Annotated in this window: 10 protein-coding genes; 5 read left to right on the top strand and 5 right to left on the bottom strand. The window is 75.6% G+C overall.

The window, feature by feature from the left end; genetic code table 11:
* Positions 1-9: 9 nt before the first annotated feature.
* Positions 10-1,011, bottom strand: a complete 1,002-nt coding sequence (locus tag SM577_RS01330; RefSeq protein ID WP_474586094.1) for an AraC-like ligand-binding domain-containing protein — start codon at positions 1,009-1,011, stop codon at positions 10-12.
* A gap of 180 nt (positions 1,012-1,191) precedes the next feature.
* Between SM577_RS01330 and SM577_RS01325 the strand changes: the two genes are divergently transcribed.
* The 3 genes from SM577_RS01325 to SM577_RS01315 all read left to right on the top strand — a co-directional run bounded on the left by SM577_RS01325 (position 1,192) and on the right by SM577_RS01315 (position 4,234).
* Complete coding sequence (locus SM577_RS01325) at positions 1,192-1,674, top strand: hypothetical protein (RefSeq protein ID WP_302921549.1); 483 nt, start codon at positions 1,192-1,194, stop codon at positions 1,672-1,674.
* An 87-nt stretch (positions 1,675-1,761) separates the two neighbouring features.
* Positions 1,762-3,168, top strand: coding sequence for a class II 3-deoxy-7-phosphoheptulonate synthase (locus SM577_RS01320; protein WP_302921550.1), 1,407 nt, complete (start codon positions 1,762-1,764; stop codon positions 3,166-3,168).
* 46 nt (positions 3,169-3,214) lie between these two features.
* Entirely contained in the window at positions 3,215-4,234 is a 1,020-nt protein-coding gene (locus SM577_RS01315) for a threonine aldolase family protein (protein ID WP_474581276.1), read from the top strand.
* Between the two features lie 96 nt (positions 4,235-4,330).
* On the opposite strand, the gene SM577_RS01310 is transcribed toward SM577_RS01315, so the two are convergent.
* Together SM577_RS01310 and pknB are read right to left on the bottom strand one after the other, a co-directional pair.
* Complete coding sequence (locus tag SM577_RS01310; RefSeq protein ID WP_302921551.1) at positions 4,331-5,206, bottom strand: deoxyribonuclease IV; 876 nt, start codon at positions 5,204-5,206, stop codon at positions 4,331-4,333.
* The gene (gene pknB / locus SM577_RS01305) at positions 5,206-7,191 is read right to left on the bottom strand and encodes a Stk1 family PASTA domain-containing Ser/Thr kinase (protein WP_302921552.1); all 1,986 of its coding nucleotides are present in this window, start codon (positions 7,189-7,191) and stop codon (positions 5,206-5,208) included. The genes SM577_RS01310 and pknB overlap by 1 nt, the downstream gene beginning before the upstream one ends.
* Before the next feature lie 153 nt (positions 7,192-7,344).
* On the opposite strand from pknB, the gene SM577_RS01300 reads away from it, so the two are divergent.
* On the top strand, positions 7,345-7,737 hold the full coding sequence (locus SM577_RS01300; RefSeq protein WP_474581242.1) for an Rv2175c family DNA-binding protein: 393 nt from the start codon (positions 7,345-7,347) through the stop codon (positions 7,735-7,737).
* Between the two features lie 141 nt (positions 7,738-7,878).
* Here SM577_RS01300 and SM577_RS01295 read toward each other — a convergent pair whose 3' ends face one another.
* Positions 7,879-8,961: a polyprenyl synthetase family protein gene (locus SM577_RS01295; RefSeq protein ID WP_474586093.1), complete on the bottom strand. Its 1,083-nt coding sequence runs from the start codon at positions 8,959-8,961 to the stop codon at positions 7,879-7,881.
* A 9-nt stretch (positions 8,962-8,970) separates the two neighbouring features.
* Positions 8,971-10,356 carry a helix-turn-helix domain-containing protein gene (locus tag SM577_RS01290; RefSeq protein WP_474586092.1) on the bottom strand — a complete coding sequence of 462 codons (1,386 nt, stop codon included), beginning with the start codon at positions 10,354-10,356 and terminating at the stop codon, positions 8,971-8,973.
* Positions 10,357-10,858: 502 nt separating this feature from the next.
* On the opposite strand from SM577_RS01290, the gene metF reads away from it, so the two are divergent.
* A complete protein-coding gene (gene metF / locus SM577_RS01285) occupies positions 10,859-11,776 on the top strand; it encodes a methylenetetrahydrofolate reductase [NAD(P)H] (RefSeq protein WP_302921557.1) in 918 nt (305 codons plus the stop codon).
* The last annotated feature ends 35 nt before the right edge of the window (positions 11,777-11,811 follow it).

The following is an 11,811-nucleotide window of genomic DNA, read 5'->3' as shown; positions in this document are numbered from 1 at the left end:
CCGGTGGTGTCAGCGGGGCCGACGTGGCATCGAGCGGTCGCGGTGCTCCTGCGGGGAGAACCCGTACCGGGCCCGGAACACCCGGCTGAAGTGGGCGCTGTCCCGGAACCCCCAGCGCGCGGCGACGGTCCGCACGGACAGGCCGCGCAGCCGCTCGTCGGCCAGGTCCCGGTGGCAGCGGGCCAGCCGCCGGTTGCGGATCAGCGCCGCCACGGTGGTGTCGGCGTCCTCGAAGAGCCGGTGCAGCGTGCGCAGCGAGACGTGGTGCGCGGTGGCCACCGTGGCCGGGCTCAACTCCGGGTCGCCCAGGTGCCGCTCCACGAACGCCTCGACCCCGGCGCGCAGGCCGGTGGCCCGGACCTCCGTCGGCAGCGTCTCCTCGATGTCCAGCCGCTGGGCGAGGGTGCCGGCGACGAGGTCCAGGGCGACCGTGTCGAGGCGGACGGCGTCGGCCGGGGCGTACTGCTCGGGATGGCCGACGACCTGCCGGATGAACTGGGCGAGCAGCAGCCCCATGCCGGCGCCCGCCGGGATCTCGGCGGCCAGCAGCCGGTCGGCCCGCCGGGCCGGTATGGGCAGCGCGGCCGGTGGCACCAGGGCGGTGACCGTGCTGAGCGGTCCGGCGGTGGGCCCGTCCGGGCGGTGCCACGAGCCGTGCGGCCGACCGGTGTGCACGAAGGCGAACCCGTGCGGGCCGAGGCGCGTCTCCCGGCGGTCCTGGATCATCGCGCCGTGCCCGGACAGCGGCAGCGCGAGGTGGTACATCTCCGGGTCGGAGCGGCGGATGTGGCGGGCGGTGCGCCGCATGTCGAGCGAGGGGTAGCGCCACGAGGAGAGCTTCACCGTGCCCAGGTCGACGACCCGGGCGGAGGCGGTGAAGTCGTGGGCGTGCGGGCTGTCCACGCGCGCCGGCGCCGACTCCCGGGCGACCAGTTCCTGCCAGAAGTCGAACCGCTCGGCCGCGGGCAGCAGAGCGGTGTCGATCGACGCCGTCCCGAGAATCCCCGTCACCCCCGCCACTGTCGTCGCGGTCGCGCCGGATCGGCCGCGGATCCACCGGCCGTCGGCACCGCCTCGACTGGAAGCAATGCTGCCAGAGAGCGTCCGCGCCTGACGAGCGGGCATGTGGGTGGGTGGATGTGACAGACTCGCGGCTCGGTATGTCTGGATGACCCGTCGACGGAGGTGGCGATGCGCGTGACGCACCGGAGGCTGGCGGCGACCGCCGCCCTGCTCGCGACCCTGCCGATCACCCTGCTCGGCTGCGGTCTGATCAAGGAGGACGACCCGGCGACCAAGCCCGGCCGGGCGCCCGCCGAGGAGGCGAGCGCGCGGGCCCGGGAGCGGGTGCAGGCGTACCTCGACGCGATGACCGCCAAGGACGTGGCCGCCGGCCGCAGCCAGTTCTGCGCGACCGCGCACGAGAGTTTCGACGCCGCCGCGACCGGCCCGAACGGCGACTTCGCCGACCACTTCCAGGTGCCGCAGGCCGAGATCACCGACATCCGGCCCGGCCCCCGGGGGCAGGAGGTCAGCACCTCGGTCTCGATCACCGTCGGCTCCCGCAAGGCCACCCGGTCGCTGCTGTTCACCGTCACCCGCAACGGCGCCGACTGGTGCATCGCCGGCGAGGAGCCGGGCGGGCACACTCCGGCCCCCGCCGTCACGCCCTGACCTGCGGGTGGGTGAGACGCCTCTCACCAGCCGGAACCGGACCCCTCGCCGGTCGGCGGGCCCGGCGGTCGCCGTACGCTTTCTGGCATGCGCCATGAGTGGCACCAGCTGAGCCATCCCGCCGTGGGCAGCCCCGGCCTGCAGACCAGCCGTCCGACCGTCGACTCCGCCGAGGACGCGGCCCTCGGCCTGGACCGCTGGCGGGACCTGCCCCGGGCGCAGACCCCGCCCTGGCCGGACCCGGCCCGGGTCGCCGAGGTCTGCAAGGTGCTCGACACCGTCCCGTCGGTGGTGGCACCGTACGAGGTCGACCAGCTCCGGCAGCGGCTCGCGCTGGTCTGCGAGGGCAAGGCGTTCCTGCTCCAGGGTGGCGACTGCGCGGAGACCTTCGCCGACAACACCGAGAGCCACCTGCTGGCCAACGCCCGCACCCTGCTCCAGATGGCGATCGTGCTCACCTACGGCGCGTCGCTGCCGGTGGTCAAGGTGGCCCGGGTGGCCGGCCAGTACACCAAGCCGCGCTCGCTGCCGACCGACGCCCGCGGCCTGCCCGCCTACCGGGGCGACATGATCAACTCGCTGGAGGCCACGCCGGACGCCCGGGTCGCCGACCCGCAGCGCATGATCCGGGCGTACGCGAACTCGGCCGCCGCGATGAACATGCTCCGCGCGTACCTGGCCGGCGGGCTCGCCGACCTGCACGCGGTGCACGACTGGAACAAGGGCTTCGTGCGGAACTCGCCGGCCGGCGAGCGCTACGAGGCGATCGCCCGGGAGATCGACCGGGCGCTGGCCTTCATCCGGGCCTGCGGGATGACCGACGACGAGGCGCTGCGCACGGTCACCCTCTACTGCTCGCACGAGGCCCTCGCGCTGGAATACGACCGGGCGCTGACCCGGGTCTCCGACCGCCGGGCGTACGGGCTCTCCGGGCACTTCCTCTGGATCGGCGAGCGCACCCGGCAGATCGACGGCGCGCACATCGACTTCATCTCCCGCATCGCCAACCCGATCGGGGTCAAGCTCGGCCCGACCACCACCCCGGACGAGGCGATCGAGCTCTGCGAGAAGCTCAACCCCGACAACATCCCCGGCCGGCTCACCCTGATCAGCCGGATGGGCAACCACCGGGTCCGCGACGCCCTGCCACCGATCGTGTCCAAGGTCACCGCGGCCGGCGCCAAGGTGGTCTGGCAGTGCGACCCGATGCACGGCAACACGCACGAGTCGTCCAACGGCTACAAGACCCGGCACTTCGACCGCATCGTCGACGAGGTGCTCGGCTACTTCGAGGTGCACCGCGGCCTGGACACCCACCCGGGCGGCCTGCACGTCGAGCTCACCGGCGAGGACGTCACCGAGTGCCTCGGCGGGGCCCAGGGCATCGAGGACCTCGACCTGCCCGACCGGTACGAGACCGCCTGCGACCCTCGGCTGAACACCCAGCAGTCGCTGGAGCTGGCCTTCCTGGTGGCGGAGATGCTCCGTGGCTGAGGCGAGGAGTGAGCTCGCGAGCCCCGCGGCCGCGAGCGCAGACATGATCGTCGACCTTCGGTCGGACACGGTGACCCGGCCGACCGCCGGGATGCGCGAGGCGATGGCCACCGCGGAGGTCGGCGACGACGTCTACGGCGAGGACCCGACGGTCAACGCGCTGGAGGCCGAGGTCGCCGCGCTCTTCGGGCACGAGGCGGCGCTGTTCGCCCCGAGCGGGTCGATGGCCAACCAGATCGCCCTGCAACTGGTGGTGCCGCCGGCCAACGAGCTGCTCTGCGACGCCGACGCGCACGTGGTCACGTACGAGATCGGCGCCGCGGCCGCGTACGGCGGCATCTCGTCGCGGACCTGGCCGGCGGTCGGCGCGGACCTCGACCCCGACGTGGTCGCCGCCATGATCCGGCCGGACGGCTACTTCGCGGTCCCGACCCGGGCGATCGCCGTGGAGCAGACCCACAACCGTGGCGGGGGCGGCGTGATCCCGCTGGCCACCCTGCGCCAGCTGCGCCGGGTCGCCGACGACGCGGGGGTCGCGCTGCACTGCGACGGGGCCCGGATCTGGCACGCGCACGTCGCCGACGGGGTGCCGCTGGCCGAGTACGGCGGGCTCTTCGACACCCTGTCGGTCTGCCTCTCCAAGGGGCTCGGCGCGCCGGTCGGCTCGCTGGTGGTCGGCAGCGCCGAGAAGATCGAACGGGCCCGGTGGATCCGCAAGCGGATGGGCGGCGGCATGCGCCAGGCCGGCATCCTCGCCGCGGCCGGCCGGTACGCCCTGGCCCACCACATCGACCGGCTCGCCGAGGACCACGCCAAGGCGGCCCGGCTGGCCGAGGCGATCGCGCCGTTCGGGGTGCTCGCCAGCCCGGTGCGCACCAACGTGGTGCCGCTCGACCTGACCAAGGCCCCGCTGGACGCGCACGCGCTGGCCGCCGCCGCCCGCGCTGAGGGGGTGCTGGTCTCGGTGCTCGGCCCGCGCACCGCCCGCCTGGTCACCCACATGGACGTCGACGACGCCGCCGTCGACCGCGCCACCACCACCCTCACCGGCATCCTCCGCGCCTGACCCTCCGCCTTCGTCCGGCGAACGAGTGGCTGTTCCGCGGGGGACAGCCGCTCGTTTCCGGAAGGTGCGCGGCCGGCCACCCCGGGGTGGGGGTGGTCAGGGGTGGAGGCGGGTGAGGGTGGCGATGTCGGCGGCGTGCCCGACGTGCTTCTCCGTGGGCGTCTCCACCACGATCGGCAGGCCGGCGGTGGCCGGGTGCCGCATGAGCTCGGCGAACGCGGGCTCGCCGATGGTGCCCTTGCCGATGTTCTCGTGCCGGTCCCGGGTCGAGCCGCACAGGTCCTTCGAGTCGTTGGCGTGCACCAGCTTCAGCCGGTCGGGCCCGACCGTCGCCACCAGCGTGTCCAGGGTCGCCGTCATGCCGCCCTCGGCGGCCAGGTCGTGCCCGGCGGCCCAGGCGTGGCAGGTGTCGAAGCAGACCCCGAGCCAGGGGTGCCGGTCCACCGCGTCGAGGTAGGGCCCGAGCTGCTCCACCCGGGAGGCGAGCGAGCGGCCGCCACCGGCACTCGGCTCCACCAGCAGCATCGGCCCGCCCTCGGCCGCGGCGCTGTCCAGCAGCGGCAGCAGCGCCTCGCGGACCTGCCGCATCGCCGCCTCGGCGTGCCCGGCGTCCACCGCGCTGCCGGCGTGGAACACCACCCCGCGGGCGCCGATCGCGGTGCCCCGGCGCAGCGCGTGGGCCAGCGTCAGTGCCGACCGCTCGACCGTCGCGGCGGTCGGCGAGCCGAGGTTGACCAGCAGCGACGCGTGGATGAAGACCGGTACGTCCCGTTCGGCGCAGCCGTCGCGGAACAGCGCGTCCTGGACCGGGTCGCCCGGCGGCAGCGCCCAGCCGCGGGAGTTCGAGACGTAGACCTGCACCACCTCGGAGCGCGCCGCGTCGAGGTACGGCAGGGCCGCCCTGGCCAGGCCGCCGGAGGTGGGCGTGTGCGAGCCCACCCGCCGGCGTCCGTCGGGCTGTGCCGCGGTCATCACAGGCACCCGAGGGTGACCTGGGTGCCCGGCGGCACCTGGCTGTTCTCGTTCGGGTTCTGGAAGCGCACGATGCCGTTCGGGTTGAACTGCACGGCCACCGGGAAGCCCTGGCTCTCCAGCAGCTGTTTCGCCTGCGGGCAGGGCAGGTCGACCACCCGGGGTACCACCGTCAGCGGCGGGCCCTTGCTGATGTCCAGCTTGACCTGGGCGCCCTTCTCCACGCCGGTGCCGTCGGACGGGCTCTGCCCGAGGATCTCGTCCCGGGGCTTGTCGGAGTCCTTGTAGTTCTCCACCAGCACCAGGCCGAGCCGGTTCAGGGTCGCCCGGGCCTCGGTGAGGCTCTTGCCGACCAGGTTCGGCACCGAGACCGGGGCCCGGCCCTTGCTCAGGATGAGCGTGACCTTGGCGCCCGGCTTGACCTCGGTGCCCACCTTCGGGTTGGTGTCGATGACCACTCCGGCCGGCAGGTTGTCGTCGTAGCGCGCCGCACCCTTGACCGCCACCAGCTTCAGGTTGACCAGATCCGCCTCGGCCAGTTCGAAGTCCTTGCCGACCACGTCCGGCACCGGGAACCGCTCCGGACCCAGCGAGAGGGTGAGGGTGATCGTCCCGCCCTTGACGATCCGGCTCGCCGAGGCCGGGTCCTGCCCCAGCACGGCGTCCTTCGGGACCTGCTCGTCGTGGCGCGGCTCGGCGTACCTGAGGGTGAAGCCGGCGCGCTCGGCCTGCGCCTCCGCCTCGGCCTTGGTCAGGCTCACCAGCTGCGGGGCGACGGTGTAGCGGCCCACGCCGAACCACCACCCGGTCAGGGCGGCGACCAGGCCGAGCACCACCACGGCCGCGGCGACGGCCTGCCGGCCGCGCCGGTCGGCCATCACCCGGGCGCGCAGCGCCACCAGCCGCGACCACAGGTCCTGCCCGTCCTCCGGGGCGGCCCGCCGCCGGCCGGCGCGGGGTCCGCCGCCCTCGGGCAGCCGGGCCCAGGACGGCCGCTCGGCGGGCTTGACCGCCGCGACCACCATGGTCGGCTGGGCCACCGGCGGCTCGTCGGTCACCCGGCGCAGCACGGCGGTACGCGTGTTCGGGTTGCCCAGGTCGTCCCGGGCCACCTGCACCTCGGCCAGCAGGGCGCCGGCGTCGGTCGGCCGGGCGCCCGGGTCGCGCCGGGTGGCCCGGGCGACCAGGTCGTCGAGGACCTTCGGCAGGCCGGGCACCAGCGTCGACGGCGCCGGTACGTCCTGGTCGACGTGCTGCCAGGCGACCTCCACCGGGCGGTCCCCGTCGTACGGGACCCGGCCGGTGAGCATCTCGAACAGCACGATGCCGGCGGAGTAGACGTCGGTGCGCGGGTCGGCGTGCCCGTCGGTGACCAGCTCCGGCGCGACGTACGCCACGGTCGCCATCAGCTGGTTGCCCTGCGTCTCGTCGGCGCTCGCCTCGACCGCCCGGGCCAGCCCGAAGTCGGCCACCTTCACCACGCTGTCGACCAGGTTGGCCACGCCGCCGGTCGGCGCCTCGGCGACCAGCACGTTCTCCGGCTTGACGTCCCGGTGCACCAGCCCGGCCCGGTGCGCGGCGGCGATCGCGGCGAGCATCTGCTCGAAGATGGCCAGCGCCTCGTCCGGGTTGAGCCGGCGCCGCTCGGCGAGCACCTCGCGCAGGGTGCGGCCGCGCACGTACTCCATGACCAGGTAGGGCAGCCCGGAGTGGGTGCCCTGGTCGTAGACCGCCACCACGTTCGGGTGGGTCAGCCGGGCGATGGTCTTCGCCTCGTCGGTGAACCGCTCCAGGAACCCGGCCAGGCGGGCCCGCGCCTCCGGGGCCTGGGTCGGATGAATGATCTTGACCGCCACGGTGCGCTCCAGGCGCTCGTCGGTGGCGGTGTACACGGTCGCCATGCCGCCACGGGCCACGCGACCGCGGATGCGGTAGCGCCCGTCGATCAGCGAGCCCAGCAACGTGTCGGCGACCTGTGTGTCCATCGGCAGGCAGTCTATGTGTCCGGAGGGTGAAGGTTGAACAGGATGCTACAGCCGGGGGGCGAGCGCACCCGTTCCCGCCGCGCGCCACCTGCGGACATGGCCCCTTCGGGGTGCCGTTGACGCAGGCCCGGCGAGGCATGGCAGGGTGGTCGGGTGACCGACTCCGTACCCGCCGACCGGGGCGCGCCCGCCCCCGACCTCGCCGGCCCCGCCGACCCGGCCGACTGGCTGACCCTGCCGGACGTCGCCGAGCGCCTCGACGTGTCGATCAGCAAGGTGCACCAGATGGTCCGGGACCGGGAGCTGATCGCGGTCCGCCGCGACGGCGTCCGCCGGATCCCGGTGGACCTGGTGGCCAACCGTACGGTGCTCAAGCACCTGCCCGGCGTACTCACCCTGCTGGCCGACGCCGGCTACGACGACGAGGCCGCGCTGCGCTGGCTCTACGAGCCCGACGAGAGCCTCCCCGGCGCCACCCCCGCCGCCGCCCTCGCCAGCGACCAGGCCCGCGAAATCAAACGCCGCGCCCAAGCCCTCGGCTTCTAACCCCCCACCCCCCACCCCCCTCCCCCCGGGGGTCGCCCCGGTGATCATGAGGTTAGCGGGGGGAAATGTCCGTTACCGGACCGCTAACCTCATGATCAACGTGCGGAAGCGGGGGGGTGGGGGGGTGGGGGGCCTGGGGGGTTAGTCGGCGCGGCGGGTGGCGGCGATGGCTAGGTCTACCAGGGCCTGGCGGGCCTCGGTGTCCAGGTCGACGGTGGTGAGGGCGGCCAGCGCGGCGTCGGTGAGGGTGACGATCCGCTGCTCGGTACGGGCCAGCGCGCCGCAGGCGGTGATCAGCTCGCGGAGCCGGGCGACGCCCGCCTCGTCCAACTCCGGGTCACCCAGCCGGCCGAGCAGCAGCTCCCGGCCCGCCTCGTCGGTCGCCTCCAGGGCGGCCGCCACCAGGTAGGTGCGCTTGCCCTCGCGCAGGTCGTCGCCGGCCGGCTTGCCGGTCTGGGCCGGGTCGCCGAACACCCCGAGCACGTCGTCGCGGAGCTGGAACGCCTCGCCCAGCGGCAGCCCGTACGCCGAGTACGCGGTGCGCACGTCCGCCGACGCGCCGGCCAGCGCGGCGCCGAGCAGCAGCGGCCGCTCGACCGTGTACTTCGCCGACTTGTAGCGGGCGACCTTGCCGGCCCGCTCCACCGAGGTGTCCCCGGTGGCCTGGGTCAGCACGTCGAGGTACTGCCCGACGGTCACCTCGGTGCGCATCTCGTCGAAGACCGGCCGGGCCCGGGCCACCGTGCCCGGCTCCAGCCCGGCCGAGTGCAGCAGCTCGTCGGACCAGACCAGGCACAGGTCGCCGAGCAGGATCGCCGCCGCGTCGCCGAAGCCGTTCGGGTCCCCGCGCCAGCCGGCCGACCGGTGCCGGCTGGCGAACCGCCGGTGCACCGCCGGCTCGCCCCGCCGGGTGTCCGAGCGGTCCATCAGGTCGTCGTGGATCAGGGCGCTGGCCTGGACGAACTCCAGCGCGGCCAGGGCGCTCACCACCTGGTCGGAGTCCACCCCGCCGGCGCCCCGGTAGCCCCAGTAGGCGAACGCCGGCCGGAGCCGCTTGCCGCCGCCGAGCACGAACGCCTCGATCGCCTCGGCGACCGGCGCCAGGGCGTCGTCGACCCCGGCCATCCAGGTGCGTTGGGTGGCCAGGAACTCGGCCAGGGCCTTGTCGACCCGTTGGCGCAGCCCGGCGCGGTCGACGGGGGAAACAGGAGCAGCGTCGGTCACGCCCCGACGCTAGCCGGTCCACCTCCGTGCTGTCCTACCCGTGGGTATCCGACGCGCCGTGCCGGGGGTGCCGCGAGCCGGCGGCGCCGCCGAGCGGGGCCGGGTCGGGGGCGCCGCCGGCGCGCGGGGCAGGTACGGCCGGGCCGCCGCGACGAGCGCCGCGTACCGCCGGACCGCCGGTTCGTGCCGGTGCCCGGCCAGCCGGCGGCGCAGCTCGGAGAGCTGGCCGAGCGCCCGCGGCGAGCCGGCGCGGACCGCGTCCAGCAACGCCTCGCCGGCCACCGCGCAGGCCCGTTCGACCTCGCCGAGTTGCAGGTAGCCCCGGGCCAGCCAGCCGCCGTAGATCGCCGCGCCGCGCGGGTGCCCGCGCCGGCGAACGGCGGCCAGCGGCGCCTCGGCCGGACCGGGGCGGCCCAGCGCGACCAGGGTGCGCCCGGTCATCGCGGCCAGTTCCGCCCCGTCGAGCCAGTAGAGCCAGGACGGCTCCCGGCCGGGTTCCGGCGGCTCGTCGCCCGCGCGCCGCGCCCCGTCGAGGGCCTGCCGGGCCGCGGCGGCCCGCCCGTCGAGGGCGGCCGCCAGGGCCACCCGGTGCAGCAGCAGCGCCCGCAGGCCGGGCGTGGCGTGCCGGCGCACCCCGGCGTAGCCGGTGCGGGCCAGCACCAGCGCGCCGGCCGGGTCGCCGAGGCCGGCCAGCAGGTGGCTGGCGGAGCCGAGCACGTGCCCGGCGAGCGGGACGTCGCCGGCCGCCGTGGCGGCCCGCAGCGCCAGGCGGTAGGCGTCCAGCCCGCCCGCCGGGTCCCCGGCGTCGGCGGCGAGCCAGCCGGCCAGCTGGGCGGACTCGGCCAGCACCGGCAGCAGCCGGCGGCGGGCCGCCGGGGTCGTCCCGGACAGCGCCCGGACCACCCGCCGCAGCCGGCCGGCCGCCAGGCCGGCCAGGTCGGCCCCGCCGCACAGGTCGTCGAGCCGGCGCAGCTCGTCGGGCGGCCGCCGATCCCGGTCCGGCGGGTCGGGTTCCACCGGCCCGGGCGGCGCGGCGACCAGCAGGGCGGCGCGCGGGTCGGTCAGCCACCGCTGGGCCAGCGCGAGCAGCGCGGCTCGGGAGCGGGCGCCGGCACCGCGGACGGCCGGCGGGGTGCCCAGCGCCCGGGACCGGGCCGCGGCGGAGCGCAGCGGCTCGACCGGCGCCGCCAGCACGACGGCGAGCCAGCCGAGCCAGAAGTCACCGGGGACGCGCAGGTGCCGCTCCCACCGGGAGACCTCGTGCCGGCTCAGCGTCGGCACGCCGGCGGCGGCGCAGAGCTCGGCGGCCAGCCGTGGCTGGCTCCAGCCGCGAGCCAGCCGGAGCTGGGCGAGCAGCGGCCCGAGCAGCCGCGGGCCGGGCGGAAACGGCGTCATGAAGGTCCTCCGGGCGGGCGTCGGCACGGCGGCGGCGCGCCCCGCCGGACGGGACCGCTGCGCCACCGATCGGATCTCGACCCCCGCGCGCCCCCGGTGCGGCCGGTCCCCGGCCGACCCACCCGCGCTGGTCCATACCTACTCCCCGGGTACGACGCTTTCCGGCGCCCGTCGGCGCGAGCACCCCGGCGGCGACGGGTGCCGCCGCCGCGGCGGCGTGGGCGGGTTGGCGGCGGCGTCACCGGCCGGCTGCCGCGCGGTGCCGCCGGCCGCCGGGGGCCGGGCCGGCCCCCGGGTGGTCCGGGCACGGCGTTGCCGGGCGGCGGCCGGGACGCCCGGTGGCCCGGCGCACTCTGCCGGGTGGCGGCCGGGGCGGCCGGGTCGCGGCCGGGCGCTGCCGGGTGGCGGCCGGGTGGCTGCCGGGTCGCGCCCGGGCGGCCGCGGTGTCCGACGGGGTGGGAAGGGCGTGGGTGCGATCGGCACCGCCCGCTAGAGTCGGGGCGTGGCGCTCGGTCTTCCCTCCGTCCTTCCCCATTCGCAGCCGGCGATCGGGGAGCTGATCCGTGACCGCCAGCCGACCTTCTCCTTCGAGTTCTTCCCGCCGAAGACCGAGCAGGGCGAGCGGCTGCTCTGGCAGGCGATCCGCGAGCTGGAGCCGCTGCGCCCCTCGTTCGTCTCGATCACCTACGGCGCGGGCGGGTCGACCCGGGACACCACGGTCGCGGTCACCGAGCGGATCGCCACCGAGACCACCCTGCTGCCGATGGCCCACCTCACCGCTGTCAACCACTCCGTCGCCGAGCTGCGGCACGTGATCGGCCGGCTCGCCGGGGTCGGCGTACGCAACGTGCTGGCCGTGCGGGGCGACCCGCCGGGCAACCCGGGCGGCGAGTGGGTCCGCCACCCCGAGGGCGTGCTCTACGCCGAGGAGCTGGTCCGCCTGGTCCGCGAGTCCGGTGACTTCAGCGTGGGGGTGGCCGCCTTCCCGTACAAGCACCCCCGGTCGCCCGACGTGGCCAGCGACACCGAGTACTTCGTCCGTAAATGTCGGGCCGGTGCCGAGTTCGCGATCACCCAGATGTTCTTCGACGCCGACGACTACCTGCGGCTGCGCGACCGGGTGGCGGCCGCCGGCTGCGACACCCCGATCCTGGCCGGCGTGATGCCGGTGACCCAGATGGGCACCATCGAGCGGTCGGTGCAGCTGTCCGGGGCGCCGTTCCCGCCGGCCCTGGCCGAGCGGTTCGAGCGGGTCGCCGACGATCCGGAGGCGGTGCGCCGGCTCGGCATCGAGCAGGCCAGCGAGATGTGCCGGCGGCTGCTCGACGAGGGCGTGCCGGGGATCCACTTCATCACCCTCAACCGCTCCACCGCCACCCGCGAGGTCTGGCAGAACCTTCAGGTGGGCGCGCGGGTGTGAGCGTACGGGCCGCGACACCTCGGCCGCGGTGCGAC

This window comes from Micromonospora desertarenae (assembly GCF_056150265.1).
Note: the sequence above shows the minus strand (reverse complement) of the source record. Positions and strands in the feature narration are given on the sequence as shown.

Bases quoted from the DNA above. Each gene is read 5' to 3' on its own strand.
- SM577_RS01325 (WP_302921549.1), top strand. From the start codon at position 1,192: ATGCGCGTGACGCACCGGAGGCTGGCGGCGACCGCCGCCCTGCTCGCG.
- SM577_RS01320 (WP_302921550.1), top strand. From the start codon at position 1,762: ATGCGCCATGAGTGGCACCAGCTGAGCCATCCCGCCGTGGGCAGCCCC.
- SM577_RS01310 (WP_302921551.1), bottom strand. From the start codon at position 5,206: ATGACCGCGGCACAGCCCGACGGACGCCGGCGGGTGGGCTCGCACACG.
- pknB (WP_302921552.1), bottom strand. From the start codon at position 7,191: ATGGACACACAGGTCGCCGACACGTTGCTGGGCTCGCTGATCGACGGG.
- SM577_RS01290 (WP_474586092.1), bottom strand. From the start codon at position 10,356: ATGACGCCGTTTCCGCCCGGCCCGCGGCTGCTCGGGCCGCTGCTCGCC.